We start from the raw sequence: 19,943 nt of genomic DNA, 5'->3' as shown, positions 1-19,943 counted from the left end.
CTTAAATAACCCGTGGGTTTTTTCCACCCCCTGAGCGGCTGCTTTTTCCTCGAATAACCCGAGGGAGGTTCTTTCTTTGACAAGGGGGAGGGGCTTATATGGCAAAGTCGCTCCCTCCCCCTATGTCGTACCCCCACCCCTACACGCTCTACTTTTTATCGTGGCATACGCCCACAGGGATTTTTCACAATGCTCCCACTTGTGCCCGTGCATTGCAACCACACCACCCTACGCGGCCCATCCTTTTTATGGGGTTGGAGTGAGGGTAGGGAACCCCCCTGCCTTAAAAGCATCATTCTCCCTCCTTTATGAGGGGTGTGAAGGTGAGTAGTTTGTCACGATAATATTCATATTGCTTTTTTCTTGCAGCAATCTCTGCAGGGATGCCAGAGCTAAGGTCCTCTGTGAGGGTGGAGAAATCATCTAAAATCTTCACAATCTCTCTTTGGACTTCCAGAGGGGGAAGGGGGATTTTGATTTGTTTTAAATCATCTTCATGGATGCGTATAACCTTAGTCCCCGTCACTATCTTTTCCTTTTCTTTTTGAAATTTCGAAGTTTGAAAATAATAGGCGATAAACTTAGGATTCTGATCCGTAGAATAGCTATACATTTCGCCCGAAAAGGCTACCTCTTCATCTCCTAGCCACACCGTACTTTTTCCCACATCTTTTACATTTTCTGAAGTTACAGCAATGAGTATATCTTTGGGTTTTGCTTTTTTTAATTTCGCAAATAGAGTTTCACTAACGTATGAAATCGTTTTCTCAGTTGCAAGGCCATACCGAGTATAAATTTGTCCATAATGCACGACGGGCTTGCCATGGGTTTGTAGATTGCTTTTTAAAAGTCCATTGCCTCTAGTAAATCTCCCCACCTCCCCCAACTTCCTAAACTCCACACCATGAGGGCAGAGAGAGAGTAGCAATGCTTTGAGGGCTTTGGGATAGGATTTATCTCTTAGTCTCTGCTCTGCTCCTTCTTTGCTTGCATCCACATCGCCAAAAGAGAGCAGCCAATTGCGATAGTATTCATACTGCTTTTTGCGTAACTTTAATTCTGTATTTAATTCTGTATTTAATTCTGTAAATGTGTCTAAAATCTTCACAATCTCTCTTTGGACTTCCAGAGGGGGAAGGGGAAACTTATATTTTCTAAAGGCAGCCATATCCACAGAGGCAAAACCTGAGACATTGATATTCTTTCTACACCATTCTCCCAATACAAAGCAATGATAGAAAAAATATTTTTCATCCAGAGCAATATCACAATTCACTTTTTTACTCAAAAAAGTGAATCGTTGATTCGCTAAGGAATCAACGATTAAAAGAGCATGTTCTCCTATGGTTGCTGTCGTAGAGATGATAATCGAACCCTTAGGGAATAGCTTCCCACCTTTTAAAGCTTTTGGGGTAATGTGCTGAATAGAATCCTCTAGGATTCTGCCATTTTGTCGGATGTCTTCCATTCTAAACCAAGGAATGTTCCCATTCTCCCAAAATTCAGGATTCTTTTTTGATGGAGTGTAACCATTTCCAATTGTAAAAACTTCCTCGAGTGTTTTAAACTCCACACCATGAGGGCAGAGGGTTTGGAGTAATTTCTCTACAGAATTCATATTATTACCTTCCTCAAACTCCTTGAATCTCTTTGGCTTGGGGTTTGCATCCTATTCTCTTTGACTTGGCTTGTTTTTAGTGTTTTTTTCTTTTGGCTTTCCTGTGTCTTTATAGCATGCATCCCATCACCTTCTTTTATCAAACTCCAAAAATTACAAGGGAATTTTACCAATACAAAGCGAGTTTATCAAAGACATCAAGCAAAGGCTGTGTTTTCTTTGCTCACTTCTCTTTATGCGGAGTGGCTTTGGTGATGGTATAAAACCCTCTGATGAAATTAAGCTTTATTTTCTCTGGCCTTTCTCTCGATGACTCAAGGGGGTTTCTTGCTCCCTTGCGCGGGGTTTTTTAGATCTGTGTGAGGGTTCTTCCTTGATGGCTCAAGGAGGGTTACTTTTCGATGACTCGAGAAGTTTCTTTTTTCCTTATCCCCTGCGAGGTTTCTTTTTCTACCCTCCTTGCGCGGCTGCTCTTTTCCTCGTTTTCCCGAGGAGGGTTTTCTTTTTGCTATTGCCACCCTTACGCGGGAGCTGCTTTTTTCTTTCACAAGGGGGAGGGGTTTGAATGGCAAGTATGGGCAAGAGCTTCGCTCGTGCGCGAAGTCACCCCTCCCCCTTATGGACCCCCACCCCGGTCAGGCTCTACTTTTTACCGTGGGCATACGCCCACAGGGATTTTTTAAAATGCTCCCACTTGTGCCCGTGCCCTGCTCTCGCACACCACCCTACGCGGCCCCCTACACCCTTGTGCTGCAACCACTGCATTCTTAACATTAGGCTCTATCTTACCGTGGATGATGGGGGGAAGGATTTTATTCTTTGGTGATGGGGATTAGGGGAAGCTAGAGGTAAATTGCTAAATAGAATAAATCTAAGTGCTTTGCTATAATAGCAACGCCCCTCTTTGAAGAGAGGGGCTAAACTACCAAAAAGGACGAGCTATGAAGAGACATAGCAAAAAGCGTCCTACAAGGGTATTATACTTCAAATTTAGCCTTTTTTGGTTTAGGTTGGAGATTCTACTCAAGAGGTAACGCTTTGGGGCTTTTGCCCCGCCCTTTTGGTGGGTTGAACCAAAAATGCAAGCAAAGCACTTTCCAAAAAAATACTTTTTTCTCTCGATCTGTAGCACTTTTTCCTCGAATAACCTGATACTGCTTTTCTCTCACTCCCTTTGCGGGGGTTGCTTCTTTTTCTTTGACAAGGGGGAGGGGGCTTGAATGGCAAAGTCGCTCCCTCCCCCTTATCCATCCCCCACCCCGGTCAGGCTCTACTTTTTACGCGGGCGGGGCCCGCAGGGGGTTTTAAAATGCTTCCCCTCTAATCCCCCGCGCCTGGTCAGGTATCCCATTGCATTTAAATTTTTCTTTTTCTAAGGGATTGGGTGCATATCGCGCAGATGCAAAAAAATCCCCCAAGCCCCAGCAGCCAAAAAAACTCTGGCATGACTTGAGAGAGGGGTGCACCCATTTGATTGAGGTGCAAAAAGCCATTGACTCCATGATAAGCTGGTAGCAGATTCATGAAAGCTCTGATGGGGAGGGGAATGAGGTCGCTAGGCCAGATGAAGCCTAGGGCAAAGACGATGGGCAGGGAGGAGATGAGTACGATTTGGGTGGGGAGTGCAGTGTCTTTGATAAACAGTCCCAGAAAGCTTCCCAGGGATACCATCGCAAAGATGAGCGCGAGCGCAAAACACCAAAAATCCAGATCACTGGCGTGCACGTTGATGTGATAGATCTGGAAAAATAAGCCAAAATACAGCAAAAAAAGCAGGATATAAATCCCCATAAAAATGAGGATTCTAGCTATCAGGACTTTGAAAAATGGCGCTTCTTTGTAGTAGGCGCCCTTGGAGTTCTGCGCATTTTGGAATGCACCCATGAGCATGCTCCCAGCCACTGCAGTCTGATGCAGGATAAAGATCAAAATCGCTGCTAGAGCGTAGTTGAGATAGCCATTGGTGGGGTTGTAGAGGGGGATGCTTTCTTTTTTGAGGAGGTCGGGATTTTGGTGGATTTCTTGACCTGTTAGGATTTTGCGCTGGATTTTTATGGCATCACTAAGCGTGCTTACTGCATTATTGATGCCCTCCATGATCGCGCCATATGCGGAGAAATAGGAGGCATTGACCACATAGTCAAGCTTGGCGCTGATGCCTTTGTGAAGATCGGATTCAAAGCCCTTGGGGATGGAGACATAGCCTAGAATTTCGCCTCGCAGGACCTTGTCTCTAGCTTCTTTTTCTGAGCCAAGGATGGAAGTTACATCCACTTGTGGGGCGGCATTGAGCATGAAGATGAGTTCTTGGCTGAGCTTGGTTTGATCTAAGTCTACAATGGCGATTTTTTGATGCAGGATCACATCGGACTTGTAGGGGGTGGGATAGAGCAAAAGATAAATCAGCGAGCCACCAAATACAGTAAGCAAGATGATGATATTGGAAAAAAGGAATTTGAATTCAGAGATTAAGACTTTGGCAAGACTCATATTTTTCCCCGCAGTTTGTAGATGCAAAAGCCCAAAAATAAGAAGCCAAAAAAGGGCAGCATTTTGGCAAGGATCTCAAGGCCTCCTAGGATGGACCCGCCATAATTTGCCTGCTGGAAATAAAATTCCATGAAATAGGAGATGGGCAAAATATGATTCCACAATAATGCAAAATGATCCATGGCACTTTGTGGGTAGGTCACGCCTGCAAATGCTAGGCTTGGGGCTGTGTAGGCTGCGATGAACGAGATGGATCTGGTGGGCTCTTGGAGAAGGGATTGCAAAAAAATCACCACAGAGCTAATCGCAATTCCTAGCACCACAAAGCCTAGGAAAATCAGCGGGATAGAGCCAAGGAGTGGATAATCCATCTTGGCAAAAAAATAAACCATTGCCATGCCCCAGAAGGTAAATATAAAAAGATTGAAGCCAAAGCGCGCCCAAAAATCCTTGCTGTTTTTGAGGGGATAGGAGAGGAGATTGAGTATGCCAAGGGCGATGAGGATCTGCCAGATGCAGGGCAAAATGAGCGTGACCAAGAATTGGGCATAATTGCTTTTGGCATTGAAAAGCAAATTAATATGAGGGAGAATGGGCACGCTTTGGCTTAGAGCCATGTTGATGTTGGTGGCTTTTATGAGATTTTTGCCTGCTTGGAGTTTGGCATTGATGCTTGAAATGATCTGGAGCATCGCACTATCTAATGCCTTGCCAATGAGGATGAATTGGGCATTGTAGTAAAATCCAACACTCTGCTCCACTCCCATTTTGATGTTTTTCTGCAAATTTTTGGGGATGACTAGGAGTGCATAGATTTTAGCGATGCTTAAGTCTTCCTTGGCCTCTTTGATGGAATGGTATTGCTTGGTGATTTTGAGCGTGGCAGAATTTGCTGCAGCATAGAGGAGATCTCGCGAGAGGCTGCTGTGATCTTCATCCACGACACCAATAGGCAGGGATCTGGGAAGGGCATCTACAAAGATGCTATAAATGATGCCGCAAAATGCCAGTGGAAGAACGATGTAGAGGATCCAGAGGAATTTTGAGTGGGAGAGGATGAGGAAGAGCCGGGGCATCAAGGGACCTCAACTAGGACGCTCATCCCCATGCGCCAGCCTTCAATCTCCTCTAGTGGAACCGCATCAATCTCATAGCTTTTCATGTCATAACCCTTACCACTGCTTGTGGCTTTCCATGTGGCAAAATCTCCCATGACAGAGACATAATTGACCTTGAATTTTATGGTTTTGTCAAGGGCTGGGATATAGCCCTCAAAGACGGCATCTTTTTGGAATTTGGAGAGGTATTGCTCATTGATGCTAAGGCGCAGCCACACATCTTTGGTATCCACTAGCAGCACGACAGGGAATCCACTAGGACTTAGCTCCCCATCATGGAGCAGTACATTGCTCACCTCCCCGCTAATTGGCGCATAGACATTGATGTCTTTGATATAGGCCTCCACCTCACTCACCTGCCCCTGGGCTGCTTTCTGCTTCTCAAAGGCTGCTTTTTTGGTCTCATCGCGCGCTCCATCTAGGGCGATTTTGTATTGCTGGTAGGCGACATTTTCGCGGTATTTTGCACTCTGGTATGCCGCATAGGCCTCATCGCGCTTTTGCAAGCTCACCACTCCGTTTTTATAGAGGCCCTCTAGGCGATCATAGGTTTTTTTTGCTAGTTCTGTCATGGTTTTTGCGCTGGAGTAGACATCTTTTGCTGAGATGATGGTCTCATCGCGCGCGCCTTTGCTGGTTTCTTGGCTGATTGCCTTTGCAGCTTCATAGCTTGCTTGAGCTTGGGCGAGCTTGGCCTCTACTTCGGGGCTATGGATTTGATAGATGAGCTCGCCTTTTTGTACCATGTCTCCTTTTTTGACCTTGAGATTTTCAACTCTGCCAGCGAGTTTGGAGCTTAGGCTATATTCTCTAGCAGTGATTTGGCCCTGCAAACGCAGAGGTTTGGGAAGATAGGCGCGATAGAAAGTCACGCTAAGCCAGATGATGATGCCAATACCAAGGAGGAATAAAAGGAACTTGAGAAATCCCTTTTTTCTTTTTTTGGATTTCTTTTTGTCCTTTTTGGATTCTTTTTCTTTCTCTTCCCTGTCTTCTTTCTGTGCCTTTTTCTCCTCTTTTGGCTCTTGGAGCTTTTTTACCTCTTCTTTGTTCTCTTGTTTCTCTTCTTCTTTTTTGGGATTGAGCTCTATCTTGAGATGCTCAATCTCTGGCACAAGCAGCCTTTTTTGCTTCTTGTCTTTTTTGCTCTCTTTTGACTTTTCTCCTTTGTTTTTTGGCGCCTCATTTGTGCTTTTTTTGTCATTTTTATCCTTTTTGGTTCCAAAAAACCCCGCCCACTTAGACTCTCTTTCCTGTGTTTTTTCTTTTTTGGCTTCTTCTTTTGCTCTTTTGCGCGCCTCTTTTTCTATTTTTTTGCGCGCCTTTTTGACCTCTTTTTCTGCATCCTTTTTGGCTCTTTGCGCGGAGTCTTGTTTTTCCTTATTTTTTTTCTCTTCCATGCAGTTCCTTAGTATTGGATTTTATAAAATAGCGCAATGTCATCGCTGAGTGCCATCATTTTGGAAAGCAAAACAATGTATTTGTAGGCAATGGTTTTTTGTTCTACCAAGGTGCTTGCAAGGAGATTGCGCGCATCTGTGACCTGTACGCTTGTGGCAAGCCCTTGAATGAAGGCTTCTTCCTGGAGCTTTAGGTTTTCTTCTGCAAGCTTGATGCTAGAGTCTAGGCTCCAGTATTCTTGCTGGGCGAAGGTCACTTCTTTGTAGGTCTTGCGCGCGAGCACTTCCATGTCTTTGATGGCTTGAGATTTGGTTTTGTCTAGCTGCATCTCTGCGATTTTTGCAGCCTGCACATGAGGGATCCTGCCCCCAGGTGTGATAATGGGTAGCTTTCCAAAGACTCCCACATACCAAGAGGGGAGGGATTGATTGCCTAACAAAAAGCGATTATCCAAGAAATAAGACCCCATAACAGAGACTTCTGGCAGGAATCTAGAAATCTCCATATGACGCATTTCCTTTGCCACACCGACTTTGTGATCCAGGCTCTTTAGGATGGGATAGGAATCTAGTGTTCTTTGCACCAAGCTTTCTTCACTCATCTGGATTTTTTCTACTTTGATGGTGGAGGTGGGATTGGCGCCTTTGAGATCTAGCGCGATATCTAGGGCCATCTTGGAGACTTCTAGCGTGTTGCTTGCCTCTTTGACTTTGTTTTTTGCTTTATCCAGCGCCACCTGCGCGCCCAGCACTTCGATTTTTGCGATCTGTCCGGCTTTGTAGAGTTTTTTTGCGTTTTGGTAGTGAATCTCTGCGCCTTTTTGGATGTCTTGCAGGGTTTGCAAGATCTCTCTTTGCAGCAAGACTCCATAATAGATTTTGTTGAGCTCCTCAAAGGTGGCGAGTTTTTTGAGGCGTAGGGCTTCTATGGAGTCTTTTTCTTGGAGTTTGGCGATCTTAATTCCGCTTATGCGTCGCCCGCCTGTGTAGAGTGGGTAGATGATGTTGAGCGAGCCGATTGCAATGTTTTCATTGGTGAGATTGATGAAGTTGGGGATTTGAGAAAGGGTGCTATTTATGACCGGTGCTGCTTGAGGGATGCGGTTGTTGATGGTGTTTGCAATGCTTTTTTTTGTAGGGCTGATGTCTAGGTGGATGGGGTTTGCTAGGTGCATATAGAGTGCGGTGATGTTGATCTCTGGGAGGAAGGAGAGCTTGGAGGCAAGAGTTAGCTTCTCTTGACGCCTAAGCCCTAGTTCTTCAGCCTTGATTCCGTCATTGTGTTCTAGGACATATTCCCAGGCTTGTTTGCTTGTGATATCTTGGCCACTTGTTAGAGAAATGAGACCGCATAAAAAAAATAAAACCTTTTTCAAGTGCCTTGATCCTTTCTGCTTGCTTTAGATTTAAGTGCTTGTTCTTTGCTGGTTAGGTATTCTTCATAGCTGCCATGAAAATCTATCACTTTAGCGCCATTGGCTCCATCATCTACTAGCTCGATGATTCGATTTGCAAACGCATCGATGAGTTCGCGGTCATGACTTACGCAGATGACATTCCCATTGAACTTATAGAGTGCCTCGCCAAGGGCTACAATGGACTCTAGATCCAGATGGTTGCTTGGCTCATCAAGCACGAGGAAATTCCCTCCCTCAAGCATGAGCTTAGAAAGCACCATGCGATGCTTTTCGCCACCGCTTAGAGCATTGATGCTTTTTTCTTGCTCTTCGCCACTAAATAGCATCCTTCCTAGTGCATTGCGAATTTCCCCGCTCTCTACTTTTTTGTCAAATCCCCTCAGCCATTCATAAAGCGTCTCTTCGCCTTTTATCTCTTCGCTTACATTTTGAGGAAAATAGCCCCGCTGAGTCGTCGCGCCCCATTTTACGGTTCCCTGATCAGGCGCTATCTCTTCGACTAGGATTTTGCACAGTGTGCTTTTCCCCACTCCATTGGCACCAATGAGCGCGATTTTATCCCCTGGGAGAATTTTCAGACTAAGATTTTCTAAAACCTTCTTCTCTCCATAGCTCTTAGAAATCCCCTCACACTCCAGTGCTTCATTACCAATGGTGCGCTTGGGTTTGAAGCTGATGCTAGGATCCCTGCGGCTAGATAGGGCAAGGGCTTGAATCTCAAGCTTTTCTAATTGTTTTTGACGCGAGGTGGCCTGCCTTGCTTTGGAAGCATTGGCAGAGAATCTAGCGATAAAATTCTCTAATTCTTCTTTTTCTTTGAGCTTTTTATTGCGCTCCATTTCTTGTTGTTTGGCAATGAGGGTAGAGGCAATATACCAATCATCATAATTCCCACTAAATTCGCGAATGGTCTTGAAATCTAGGTCGAGAATGTGTGTGCAAACGGTGTTGAGAAAATGCCTGTCATGGCTGATGACCACCATTGTTCCAACATGTCGCTTGAGATTTTCCTCTAGCCAAGCGATGGCGGGGAGATCGAGGTTGTTTGTAGGTTCATCTAGTAATAGGATTTCAGGCTTTGGGAAAAGCACTTGAGCAAGCAAAATTTTGAACTTATCTCCTCCAGTGAGTGTTTTCATTGGTTGTGTGTGGAGATCTGTGGGGAATCCTAGATCTTGCAGGATTTTTTCAATGACCACTTCATATTCATACATGGGATCTTCTTCAGCACAAATCATCTCTAGTTCGCCTAAGCGTTCATTGACCTTTTCATCGCTTAAATCCCCCTCTGCATAGAGCCTCTCTTTTTCTTTCACCGCATCAAAAAGGCGCTTGTTGCCAATGAGCACGGCATCTTTGAGGCTGAGATCTTCAAAGGCATATTGATCTTGACCCAGTACTCCAAGCCTTGCATTAGGGTGGATTATGACCTCTCCGCTACTTGGCTCATAGGCACCCTGAAGGATTTTCAAAAAAGTAGATTTCCCCGCACCATTTGCCCCGATGAGTCCATAGCGCTTGCCTGAATCCAGCTTGATGTTGATGTTTTCAAAGAGCTTTTTTGTGGCGTAGTTCATGGTGAGATTGATGGTCTGTAGCATTTTTTTCCTTGCTTTGTATTTAAATATTTCTGGATTTTATCAATTATCCCTTGGTTTTGCAATAAAAACCAAGACTTTTCCTAGGAATTGATTGTGGAGGGTTTTTTTTCTGTGAGGAAATAGGTTCCATAGCACACAAGCACAAAAATCAGTGTAGCAAAGATGGAGATCCTCTGGGTGGTGTCAAAGAAGCAACCAATGATGGATGCAGAGCAAAGAAAGAGCGCGATGATGGGCGTGTAGGGCATGAATGGGGTTTTATAAGGCAGTTTTGCAAGCATCTCTTGGCTGCAGGATTTTCGGAAATTGTATTGGGCTAGGCTCACAGACATCCAGGTGAGGATGGAAGTGAAGCCAGAGACTCCAATGAGTGTGGAGAAGACAATCTCTGGTGCAAAGACTAGCGAGCTTAGGGCTGAGAGGGATCCTAGCATGGAGAAGATCACAGCATTCACTGGTGTGCCGCGGTGATTGACCTTGCCAAAGAATCTGGGGATCTTGCCGGTATTTCCTAGGCTCCAGAGCATTCGAGAAGAGGCATAGAGTCCAGAATTGCTTACAGAAAAAATGGCAATGATGATGATGAAATTCATAATATCGCCTGCAAAGGGGATGCCAATTTTGTCTAGTACCGCCACAAAGGGGCTGGTACTAAGGCGTGCATCATCATAGGGCAGGAGGGTGGCGATGATGAAAACCGTGCCGATGAAAAACAGCACCAAGCGCCATAGTGTGGCATTGATGGCCTTTGGCATGGCTTTTCCCGGGTCTTTGGTCTCGCCCACAGCCACCCCGATGACCTCTGTGCCAGAAAAGGCAAAATTCACCGCCAAAATCGTCATCAAGATTGCGGAAAGGCCATTGGGGAACCAGCCATCTTTGTAGTAATACACAAAGGTCTCGCGCACGCCAAAATGGAAAACATTGTAAAGAATCACACCAAAACCTAGCAGCAAAAACAAAATCACCGCGATGACTTTGATCCCGCTAAAGATAAATTCTCCTTCGGCAAACACGCGCACCGTCCAGATATTGAGCACAAAAATGACCACCCCAAAGATGCTTGCCCATACCCACACGGGCACATCAGGAAACCATTTTTGCATCAATAGTCCCACTGCTGTGAACTCCCCTCCAAGTGCCGCCACCCAGGTAAGCCAGTAAAGCCAGGTGACCACATAGCCCGTGCTGGGGCTGATGAAACGATGTGCATAATCGCCAAAACTTGAAGTATTGGGAAACATAGAAGAGAGCTCCCCAAGGCTCAGCATCACAGTGCATACAATGAGTGCGCCAATGGCATAGGAGAGCAGTGTGCCAAGTGCACCTGCTTGGTGGAGATTTTCTCCCGTGGCTACAAAGAGCCCTGTGCCAATCACCCCACCAAAGGCAATCATCATCAAATGGCGATTTTTCATAATTCTGTGGAAATCTTGTTGTGAATCTTCCTTCATCTTCTCCCCAAAAATTCTAAAATAAATAAAACCTACATTCTACCAGATTCCTTCTGTGGAACAAAGAAGCCACGAGAGTTTTTGGGATTTTCAAAAATCTCAACCACCCACTATAAAACCCCCAAAGCTATACTTCCGCAAGGAATTGCGATAGAAAACTCTGCTATAGCCATGAGAAAATCCACCACAACCCCTCCATTCACAAGTCTGTATGATTCACACAAATTACAAAACTCATAGAGTCGCTGTGTTAATCATCCCATGGGAAGAAACCACGCTAATGTCGCCAAAGTCAAAGGATCCTAACTCCGCTGCATCTTGAGTGCTTGCAAAAATCCAAAGACTACTCACAGCTATTCCCATTGTCAAATCCAAGCCCCATGCCATTGCAGGCACAAGAAGAAGCCACGGGAATCAAGTGGCTTTAGTGGGAACTTGGGCTATTTGATGTTCTTTAGGATTTGATCATAGACATTTAGCAGCGTGCTATTGAGTAATTCATCAATATCATCTTTGGTGATTTCTGTGTTTGATCCAATTCCTAGGATTTTCTTACCCTTGTGTGAGATATTCTTGGTGCTTTTGAAAGTCCTTGTAACGCCTTGTTTTTTCAAAGTGGCCTCAATGGTGAGTTTTGCGGTGTTTTCCTCATCGCTGACAACCAGGAGACTTACTTGCTGTTGGTGCAGTTCGCTCTCATAGCTGATGTCAAGGCTATAGGCATCCGCGCCCTCACCAATAACTAGACAGCCATCTTGGATAAGGTAGTTGAGACCTTCTTTTACTTTTTCTGGAGTGATGGCAAGATCATTTTTTTCTTCTGCTTTGATTGTTGGGGGGGTGATGATGGCATGAGGGCTATCGCAGGTTTTTGCCCTTGCTGGAAGTGCCTTGTGCTCAGGTTTGCTACCAAAGCAGCCAAATAAGAAAAATGTGCTTAGTAAAATGGAGAAAAATTTCATGTTATGCCTTTGTAATGAGTTTGCAAAATGCTTGGATGCTTTCTGCTATGATGATAATATCTTTTTCTTGCAGATGGGTGCCCATCGGCAAAGAAAGGAGATTGGCCTCCCAATTGTTGGCATTGGGAGTGGGGGAGGTGATGGTGCTAATATTGCTGTGAATTTCTTTAAGCTTGGTGAGATTTTGCGCATAATGCACACGCGTCTCTATGCCTCTCTCCCTCAAAAACTCCATTAGATCCTCTCTCTTTCCTTCTAATTCCCCTTGGAGGCGTACCACATACAAATGCCACACGCATTGATGAGCAAACACCGGGATTTGGGGCAAAACAAGGGCATGGATGTTGCAGAGTTTTTCTCTATAGAGCTTAGCGATTTTTTGGCGATGTTGGTTTTGGGCCTCCAAATCTGGCAATTTTAGTGACAAAAATGCGGCTTGCAGGGAATCTAGGCGGGAATTTCTGCCGATGAAGTGGATTTTTTCCTGAGGATTTGGGCAGTGATTGGCGATGTTTTGACATCTAGAAATTAAATTTTTGTCATTGCTTAGGATGCAGCCCCCATCCCCGATGGCACCCAAATTTTTGCTGGGATAAAAGCTAAAGGTAGCGATGTCTCCAATATTTCCTGCAAAAAGCATTTTATTCCCGATTTTAATCCTTGCGCCATGAGCCTGGGAGCAGTCTTCAATCAGGGCTAATTCATAGCTTCTAGCAATCTCTAGAATGGATGCCATGTCACAGATTCTGCCATAAAGATGTACCACTAGGATTGCCGCGCTGCCTGGAGTGAGGGCTCTTTTTAGTGAGGGGATATTGATGGTGTAATCTTCGTTGCAATCCACAATCACAGCCTTATGCCCCGTGTTTAAGATTGCCTCACAAGATGCCTTGAAGGTATTGGCTGGGAGGATGATTTGGCTGCCCTTTGGTAGATTCAAGGCCTTGATGGCAATCTCTAGCGCATCTGTGCCATTGCCCACTCCCAGGCAGTATCGCGCACCAATGTAGCGAGCAAATTCCTGCTCAAACTGCTTGCATGCTGCTCCATTGATAAAATCACTCTGAGCAAAAATCTCTTTTGTGCGCCTGAGAAATGGTGAGAAATAAGGCTTGTTCAAAGAAGTAAGATCAAGAAAGGGAATCTGCATGGTCTTATCTTTGATGAATGTAGCGTGCTAGCTCAATGATGCGGTTGGAATATCCCCACTCATTATCATACCATGCCATGATCTTGAGCAGTCCTCCCACCTCAAAGCTTAGATCATTGGCGATGATGCAGCTATGGGGGTTGTGCAAGAAATCACTGCTCACGCCAAAATCAAAATCCAGTTGTAAGATCCCTTGCAGGCTGTTTTTGGCATAATCCAAAAAAAGTGCATGCAGCTCAGGGATGCTTGGTGTTTGCTTGAGCCAGAGATTGAGATCTAGCAAAGAGACATCGCTTACTGGGACGCGCACGCTATGGCCATGGAGTTTTCCCTTGAGGCTGGGGAGGACTTTGTAGAGATTTTTTGCAGCACCTGTAGAGGTGGGGATGATGTTGCTAGCAGCAGCGCGTGAACGACGCTTGTCTCTGTGTACGCCATCGAGGAGATTTTGGTCATTGGTGTAGCTGTGGATGGTGAGGATGTTTGCAGAGATGATGCCAAAATGCCGCTCTAAAATATCACAAATTGGTGCGAGACAGTTGGTGGTGCAGGAGGCATTGGAGATGATGCTTTGCCCCTGGTATTCCTGGTGATTTGCCCCTAGTACAAAGGTGGGCATATCATCATTGCTGGGTGAGGAGAGGATGACTTTTTTTGCGCCTTTTTCTAGATGATGGACAAAATCCCTAGTATGCAGAAATTTGCCAGAAGACTCGATGATGATATCTGCATCGCCAAATTCTATTTGTTTGGGATCTTGGTGATTGGTGATGCGGATTTTTTTGCCATCGAGGGAAAGTGCATTTTGTTCATAATTCACGCTCTTTGGGAAGGGGCCATGAATGCTATCATGGGCCAAAAGATAAGAAAGGATTTCCCATTCGCCCACATCATTGATGGCGATGAGTTCCATGTCTTTTTGCAAACAAATCACCCGCGCAATGCTTCTCCCCAATCTGCCAAAACCATTGATTGCGATTTTTATTTTTTCTGCCATGTTTGTATTTGTCTAGCCTTCCTAGTTTTCCCTGACTTTCCTTTAGTTTCTAGCGCAATTGCTTCCTCTACTTTTTAATAAAATCTTAAGGGCGCATTCTCTGGCGCATTTTGTTCTTGTTTGCAAACATGGGGGCTTTGGAATTCCCTATGATTTTTAGCAAAGTTTTGGGAAATCTTAGCAAAATAATGTGCTTTTGCTATCAAAGATTCCTAAAATTTCAAACAAACAAGGCTGCAGGCAGAGAAAAATCCCGCTAGAGCCGCAGGGATGGTAGAGGCATACAAGAGGGATAGGTGTCAAATCATCAAATGGCAGGGTTGTGGAGCTTGGGGTGGGGGTAGCAGTGCAATCCCCTCTCACAGACAAAACCCACAAACCCAGCAGTTTCATGTGCAAGGAAACCCTAGCAAATCAACTCCCAAAACTCTGCACTCCTTCACAATCCCAACCCTGCTAAAATTTCCATGCATTGCAATACTCTGTTAAATGCGCGCATTCCTCAAGCCACGCCTCTTCTGCTAGGATTTGCAAAAATTTTTCTTTTTGTTGAAGGGTGCTTTTGAGGGTTTTTGGAGTTTACGTATTTTTAACAGAGTTTCTGTAGTATTGGTGACTTTTACATTTGTAAGGAGTAAAAATGAGTTTATACGATAGAGTTGGTAGTTTTGAACAAACAAGAGCTTTTGCTAGCGAAAGCGCGATGGTGAATTTTGTAAAGACCACTTATAAATTTTTCTGCGCAAGCTTGTTATTTGCTACGATTGGTTCTGTGATTGGACTGCAGAATTTTGAAATGGTCGTGCAAAATAAATGGGTGTTTTTCATCGCAGAAATTCTTGCCTTTTTGGGTTTGATTTTCTCTAAGAGCAAGCCTGGTATCAATGTAGCCATGCTCTTCATCTTCACCACACTCACAGGAGTGACACTTGTCCCATTGCTAGGGTTTGTGATCATGAAAAGTGGGATGAGTGCGGTGTGGCAGGCGCTTGGCATGACTACAATCATCTTTGGTGTGATGAGCATTTTTGCACTCAAAACCAAAAGCGATCTCGCAAACATGGGGAAAATGCTCTTTATCGCGCTGCTTGTGGTGATTGTTTGTTCCTTGCTGAATTACTTCCTCTTGAAGTCCCCTGTGTTCCAGATTGTCATCGCTGGCGCTTCAGCGATCCTATTTAGTCTTTTTGTGGCCTATGATACGCAGAATATGATGCGCGGACTTTATGACAGCCCCGTAGATGCAGCCCTAAATCTCTATCTGGATTTTTTGAATATTTTCATCGTGATTCTGCAGCTTACAGGCCTTCTTGGCAGTCGAGATGACTAATCCTGACTTGGAAGCCTAAGGGCTTCTGGGTCTTTTTCTCCTCAACCTTTGATTGCTTTTTTGTTTTTGTCGCTTTTATTATTTCAAGTCCTGGCTTCCCTAGTTTTCTCCTATGTTTAATTGTTGTTTTTGCCCCTTCTGATTTTGTTTCTGTGGTTTATCCACACCCCGCGCTTTTTTTCATCCCAAACCCCCACTTTTTAACTAGCAGATGCGCGCTAGTGCCACCCCATCTCTCCCTGCGCTACTTACCTCGCACATCTCTGTGATACTAGGGATTTGTGGGGCTATCATGCTAGAGTTGCTTTGCAAGATCCATAGTGCAATCATTACTTTTTTTGGCAATAATAAAGGCTTATCTCTTCAATCAAGGATTATTATGAAAAAATTTTTCTCTTTGCTTTTGTGTGCATCGTTTGGATTTGCGCATCAGTTTGTGGTTTCTTGGGATCATCAAGATTACAAAATCCGATTTTGGGCGGATGGACATTGGGGTAGCTACCAAAATCAGAATGTTTTTGGTGTTTGGGCCAAGGATGGAGATGGTAAAAAAATTAAGGCGGGTTATGATTATCAAAAGAATAAGCTCTTTTTTGGTGCCAAGCCTGCTTTGATTGCCCTGCATTATGATTTTGGATATTACAGCTTTGATAAGGATGGGAAGCCCTATCCACAAAGGCGCGATAGAATCCAAGACAAAAATGGCAATGCCATCACACAAACCCGCAAGATCTATAAATTAAGCAAAAATATTTTGGCCTGGAATGACGCATTTGCCAAGCCCATTGGCATGGATCTAGAGATTGTGCCATTGCAAAATCCTCTAAAATTGCGAGAAAATCAAGAGCTTGAGGTGCAGGTATTTTATCAAGGCAAGCCCATGGGGGGATTGGGTTTTGAAGATCAGGTAGGGGATATCAAATCATTAAAGACAGATGAAGAGGGCAGGGCAAAGATTAGGTTGCGCAAATCCCAGGATGGATTGCAGATTATTGGAGTGAGTGTGAAAAAACCCCAGCTTGATCGCTTTGCAGACACATTGCAGCTCACTTCCACGCTCAGTTTTTCGCCAGCCCATTAAGACTGTTTCGTTTTTAATGAATTGTTATAGAATTCTAGATTTATTATAAATTTCTTACAAGCAAAGAGGATGATTTGGAAAATACTATCAAGGTTTTTGGCGCAAAAGAGCATAATTTAAAAAACATCAATGTAGAGATTCCCAAGAATCAATTGGTTGTTTTTACTGGCCTTAGTGGGAGTGGCAAGAGCACGCTGGCATTTGACACGCTCTATGCAGAGGGGCAGCGGCGTTATATCGAATCCCTCTCTAGCTATGCGCGCCAATTCCTTGACAAGGTGGGCAAGCCCAATGTCGACAAGATCGAGGGACTCACGCCAGCCATTGCCATTGATCAAAAAACCACCTCCAAAAACCCCCGCTCCACAGTAGGAACCATCACAGAAATCTATGATTATTTCCGATTGCTTTTTGCGCGGGTGGGCTTGCAGCACTGCCATTTGTGTGGGAATCCCATCTCTCAAATGACTCAGACAGACATCATTTCTGAGGTGCTAAAGCTTAGGGAAAAAACAAAGCTCATCATCCTTGCTCCATTAATCAAAGAAAAAAAAGGAAGCTTTGGAGAAAAACTAGAGGCCCTGCGCCAAAAGGGTTTTGTGCGCGCGCATATTGATGGGGAGATCGTGCGTCTGGATGAGGATATCAAGCTCAATAAAAACAAAAAACACACGATTAAAATCGTAATCGATCGAGTGGTGTTGCATGAGGAAAATCACTCTCGCCTGGCTCAGGCCATCGAGAGGGCTTTGAAGGAGTCTTTTGGTGAGGTGGAGATTGAGATTTTAGATGAGGGGAGGGTGGTGCATTATAGTGAGCATCTGGCTTGTTTTGGCTGCAAGGTGAGTTTTGAAAAGCTTGAGCCCCTAAGCTTTTCTTTCAATTCCCCCAAGGGTGCATGCGAGGACTGCGGTGGGCTGGGAAGTAAATATAGCATTGATCTCAAAAAGATTTTGGATAAATCCCTGCCGCTTAATAAAGGCGGGATTAAGGTGATTTTTGGATTTAATCGCAATTATTACGCAGAATTATTTGCAGGTTTTTGCAGAGCCAATGCCATCAATCCCAACAACAGTTTTGAGGAATGCACTGAAGAGGAGCAAAATAGCCTGCTTTATGGAAATAGCATCGAGGTGGAATTTGCATGGAAAAATTCTACACTCAGACGCCCTTGGCGGGGGATTTTGCAGATTGCTTATGAATTATTTAAGGATGAGAGGGATTTGGGAGATTATATGAGCGAGAAGCCCTGCCCCACCTGCCACTCCCACCGTCTCAAGGCTTCTTCTTTGGCTGTGAAAGTCGGTGGAAAGGGTATTGGGGAGATTATTGACATGCCCATTGAAGAGGTCTATCATTTTTTTATGGAGGAGGAAAATTTCTCCCATCTTAGCGAGCAGCAGCATTTCATTGCCCAAAGTATTTTCAAAGAAATTAGAGAGCGTTTGTTTTTTCTCTATGATGTGGGGCTGGGGTATCTTAGCCTTGGAAGGGATGCGCGCACTATTAGCGGGGGTGAAAGTCAGCGCATCCGCATTGCTAGCCAGATTGGCAGCGGGCTTACAGGCGTGATGTATGTACTAGATGAGCCAAGTATTGGATTGCATGAGCGAGATACTATGAAATTGATTAAAACCCTGCGAAGCCTACAGGAAAAGGGAAATAGCGTTATCGTTGTGGAACATGATAGGGAGACCATCAGGCATGCAGACTATATCATTGACATCGGCCCTGGAGCTGGGAAAAATGGAGGGGAGATTGTGTTTTGTGGCAATGTGTCATCCATGCTAAAATCCAACACCCAAACCGCCCAATACATCAAACGCCAAAAAGAAATCCTCTACCCCCACGAGCGGGGGCAGAAAAATTTCTTAGAGATCAAAAATGCCAACATCAACAACATCAAAAATCTCAATGTCAAAATTCCTCTTTCTAATTTTGTGTGCGTCACGGGGGTGAGTGGGAGTGGCAAGAGCTCTCTTATTTTGCAGACACTTCTTCCTGTGACCCAAGAGCTACTTAATCACGCAAGAAAAATCAAAAAATGCGATGGGGTGGAGATTTTGGGGCTGGAACATCTAGACAAGGTGATCTATCTAGATCAAAGCCCTATTGGTCGCACTCCTCGCAGCAATCCTGCCACCTACACCAGCGTGATGGATGACATCCGAGTGCTTTTTAGCGAAGTGAAAGAAGCAAAGATTCTAGGCTATGGCGTGGGGAGATTTAGCTTCAATGTCAAAGGTGGGCGTTGTGAGAAATGCCAGGGCGAGGGCGAAATCAAGATTGAGATGCATTTTTTGCCCGATGTGATGGTGAAATGCGATGCTTGCAATGGGGCAAAATACAATCCCCAGACCCTAGAGATCCGCTACAAGGGCAAGTCCATTGCCGATGTGCTGGCAATGAGTGTGGATGAGGCCCTGGAATTTTTTTGCAAGATTCCAAAAATCGCCTCCCGCCTCAAAACCCTGCAGGAAGTGGGCCTTGGCTATATCACTCTGGGGCAAAATGCTGTGACTTTGAGTGGTGGTGAGGCCCAGAGAATCAAGCTTGCCAAAGAATTGGGACGCAGGGACACGGGAAAGACGCTCTATATCTTGGATGAGCCCACCACGGGGTTGCATTTTGCTGATGTGGATCGCCTCACTAAGGTTTTGCATGATTTGGTCAATCTTGGGAATTCTGTGGTGGTGATTGAGCATAATCTTGACATGATTAAAAATGCAGACTATATCATTGACATCGGTCCTGAGGGAGGGGATAGGGGAGGGAAGTTGGTGGATTGTGGAAGCGTGGAGAAGGTCGCTAGAGATCATCAAAGCAGCGGGAGTTATACGGGGAAGTTTTTGGCAAAGGAGCTTGCCTCTATGAAGCGCAAAAAATACTAATCCATTTATTTTGTTCACTCTCTAGTACTTTTGTACATTTTTGCTTTTTTATTTGCGTGCTTGTAACCCCCCTGCACACCCTCTTTTCTGCGCAATCTCTGCTTATCATTTGCCCTGCATTTGGCTTTTTGCTACGCATTTTCTTGTCATAGCACTGCTTATGCCATATTACTCATGTGCCCACCTAGAGTTTTGCACTCATTTGTATCCCAATCCCCCAGCATCCTGCTTGAGTGTGCATGCTTTTGCCTCCTCATCTTGCCACAAAACCCTCTCACCACCCCACCATCTCCAAATGTTAAAACTAGCCCCATGCCCCCTCCATCTCTGTGACTTGTCTCTGGGTTGCAAGCTTTGGAAAGAAATTCTCACTTAGCTTTGCTAGATTTTGGGGCAAAATTTTAGTTCTTTGGCTTGGAATTTTAGTAATATA

At 44.7% G+C, this 19,943-nt stretch carries 16 protein-coding genes; 3 read left to right on the top strand and 13 right to left on the bottom strand.

Features of this window, described 5'->3' with window-relative positions; translation table 11 throughout:
* Positions 1-155: 155 nt before the first annotated feature.
* From DQN48_RS07740 to DQN48_RS07605, 12 genes are all read right to left on the bottom strand, one after another.
* Positions 156-296, bottom strand: coding sequence for a hypothetical protein (locus DQN48_RS07740; protein ID WP_158303480.1), 141 nt, complete (start codon positions 294-296; stop codon positions 156-158).
* Positions 293-1,618: a restriction endonuclease subunit S gene (locus tag DQN48_RS07220; protein WP_013023694.1), complete on the bottom strand. Its 1,326-nt coding sequence runs from the start codon at positions 1,616-1,618 to the stop codon at positions 293-295. The genes DQN48_RS07740 and DQN48_RS07220 overlap by 4 nt, the downstream gene beginning before the upstream one ends.
* Before the next feature lie 1,356 nt (positions 1,619-2,974).
* Positions 2,975-4,108, bottom strand: a complete 1,134-nt coding sequence (locus DQN48_RS07205) for an ABC transporter permease (protein WP_013023692.1) — start codon at positions 4,106-4,108, stop codon at positions 2,975-2,977.
* Positions 4,105-5,184 (bottom strand): ABC transporter permease, encoded by a 1,080-nt coding sequence (locus DQN48_RS07200; RefSeq protein ID WP_013023691.1) that lies wholly within the window; start codon positions 5,182-5,184, stop codon positions 4,105-4,107. Before DQN48_RS07200 ends, DQN48_RS07205 begins: the two co-directional genes overlap by 4 nt.
* On the bottom strand, positions 5,184-6,122 hold the full coding sequence (locus DQN48_RS07195; RefSeq protein WP_041913408.1) for an HlyD family secretion protein: 939 nt from the start codon (positions 6,120-6,122) through the stop codon (positions 5,184-5,186). Before DQN48_RS07195 ends, DQN48_RS07200 begins: the two co-directional genes overlap by 1 nt.
* Before the next feature lie 512 nt (positions 6,123-6,634).
* On the bottom strand, positions 6,635-8,002 hold the full coding sequence (locus tag DQN48_RS07190) for a TolC family protein (RefSeq protein WP_013023689.1): 1,368 nt from the start codon (positions 8,000-8,002) through the stop codon (positions 6,635-6,637).
* Positions 7,999-9,645 carry an ABC-F family ATP-binding cassette domain-containing protein gene (locus DQN48_RS07185; RefSeq protein ID WP_013023688.1) on the bottom strand — a complete coding sequence of 549 codons (1,647 nt, stop codon included), beginning with the start codon at positions 9,643-9,645 and terminating at the stop codon, positions 7,999-8,001. The genes DQN48_RS07190 and DQN48_RS07185 overlap by 4 nt, the downstream gene beginning before the upstream one ends.
* A gap of 80 nt (positions 9,646-9,725) precedes the next feature.
* The gene (locus tag DQN48_RS07180) at positions 9,726-11,099 is read right to left on the bottom strand and encodes an amino acid permease (protein ID WP_013023687.1); all 1,374 of its coding nucleotides are present in this window, start codon (positions 11,097-11,099) and stop codon (positions 9,726-9,728) included.
* A gap of 440 nt (positions 11,100-11,539) precedes the next feature.
* Positions 11,540-12,061 carry a hypothetical protein gene (locus DQN48_RS07175; protein ID WP_013023686.1) on the bottom strand — a complete coding sequence of 174 codons (522 nt, stop codon included), beginning with the start codon at positions 12,059-12,061 and terminating at the stop codon, positions 11,540-11,542.
* 1 nt (position 12,062) lies between these two features.
* A complete protein-coding gene (locus DQN48_RS07170; RefSeq protein ID WP_013023685.1) occupies positions 12,063-13,211 on the bottom strand; it encodes a DegT/DnrJ/EryC1/StrS family aminotransferase in 1,149 nt (382 codons plus the stop codon).
* A gap of 4 nt (positions 13,212-13,215) precedes the next feature.
* A complete protein-coding gene (gap, locus tag DQN48_RS07165; protein WP_013023684.1) occupies positions 13,216-14,208 on the bottom strand; it encodes a type I glyceraldehyde-3-phosphate dehydrogenase in 993 nt (330 codons plus the stop codon).
* Positions 14,209-14,385: 177 nt separating this feature from the next.
* Positions 14,386-14,607, bottom strand: a complete 222-nt coding sequence (locus tag DQN48_RS07605; RefSeq protein WP_158303479.1) for a hypothetical protein — start codon at positions 14,605-14,607, stop codon at positions 14,386-14,388.
* A 241-nt stretch (positions 14,608-14,848) separates the two neighbouring features.
* On the opposite strand from DQN48_RS07605, the gene DQN48_RS07160 reads away from it, so the two are divergent.
* Complete coding sequence (locus DQN48_RS07160) at positions 14,849-15,538, top strand: Bax inhibitor-1/YccA family protein (RefSeq protein WP_013023683.1); 690 nt, start codon at positions 14,849-14,851, stop codon at positions 15,536-15,538.
* Positions 15,539-15,742: 204 nt separating this feature from the next.
* Here DQN48_RS07160 and DQN48_RS07890 read toward each other — a convergent pair whose 3' ends face one another.
* Complete coding sequence (locus tag DQN48_RS07890) at positions 15,743-15,868, bottom strand: hypothetical protein (protein WP_269460490.1); 126 nt, start codon at positions 15,866-15,868, stop codon at positions 15,743-15,745.
* Positions 15,869-15,917: 49 nt separating this feature from the next.
* Between DQN48_RS07890 and DQN48_RS07155 the strand changes: the two genes are divergently transcribed.
* The gene (locus DQN48_RS07155; protein WP_158303478.1) at positions 15,918-16,619 is read left to right on the top strand and encodes a DUF4198 domain-containing protein; all 702 of its coding nucleotides are present in this window, start codon (positions 15,918-15,920) and stop codon (positions 16,617-16,619) included.
* 74 nt (positions 16,620-16,693) lie between these two features.
* The gene (gene uvrA / locus DQN48_RS07150) at positions 16,694-19,510 is read left to right on the top strand and encodes an excinuclease ABC subunit UvrA (RefSeq protein WP_013023681.1); all 2,817 of its coding nucleotides are present in this window, start codon (positions 16,694-16,696) and stop codon (positions 19,508-19,510) included.
* The last annotated feature ends 433 nt before the right edge of the window (positions 19,511-19,943 follow it).

Source organism: Helicobacter mustelae (assembly GCF_900476215.1).
In the GTDB taxonomy this organism is placed as follows: Bacteria; Campylobacterota; Campylobacteria; order Campylobacterales; family Helicobacteraceae; genus Helicobacter_H; species Helicobacter_H mustelae.
Note: the sequence above shows the minus strand (reverse complement) of the source record. Positions and strands in the feature narration are given on the sequence as shown.

Coding starts and splice junctions, on each gene's coding strand:
- DQN48_RS07740 (WP_158303480.1), bottom strand. CDS start 296: ATGATGCTTTTAAGGCAGGGGGGTTCCCTACCCTCACTCCAACCCCAT.
- DQN48_RS07220 (WP_013023694.1), bottom strand. CDS start 1,618: ATGAATTCTGTAGAGAAATTACTCCAAACCCTCTGCCCTCATGGTGTG.
- DQN48_RS07205 (WP_013023692.1), bottom strand. CDS start 4,108: ATGAGTCTTGCCAAAGTCTTAATCTCTGAATTCAAATTCCTTTTTTCC.
- DQN48_RS07200 (WP_013023691.1), bottom strand. CDS start 5,184: ATGCCCCGGCTCTTCCTCATCCTCTCCCACTCAAAATTCCTCTGGATC.
- DQN48_RS07185 (WP_013023688.1), bottom strand. CDS start 9,645: ATGCTACAGACCATCAATCTCACCATGAACTACGCCACAAAAAAGCTC.
- DQN48_RS07180 (WP_013023687.1), bottom strand. CDS start 11,099: ATGAAGGAAGATTCACAACAAGATTTCCACAGAATTATGAAAAATCGC.
- DQN48_RS07175 (WP_013023686.1), bottom strand. CDS start 12,061: ATGAAATTTTTCTCCATTTTACTAAGCACATTTTTCTTATTTGGCTGC.
- DQN48_RS07170 (WP_013023685.1), bottom strand. CDS start 13,211: ATGCAGATTCCCTTTCTTGATCTTACTTCTTTGAACAAGCCTTATTTC.
- gap (WP_013023684.1), bottom strand. CDS start 14,208: ATGGCAGAAAAAATAAAAATCGCAATCAATGGTTTTGGCAGATTGGGG.
- DQN48_RS07160 (WP_013023683.1), top strand. CDS start 14,849: ATGAGTTTATACGATAGAGTTGGTAGTTTTGAACAAACAAGAGCTTTT.
- DQN48_RS07890 (WP_269460490.1), bottom strand. CDS start 15,868: ATGATTGCACTATGGATCTTGCAAAGCAACTCTAGCATGATAGCCCCA.
- DQN48_RS07155 (WP_158303478.1), top strand. CDS start 15,918: ATGAAAAAATTTTTCTCTTTGCTTTTGTGTGCATCGTTTGGATTTGCG.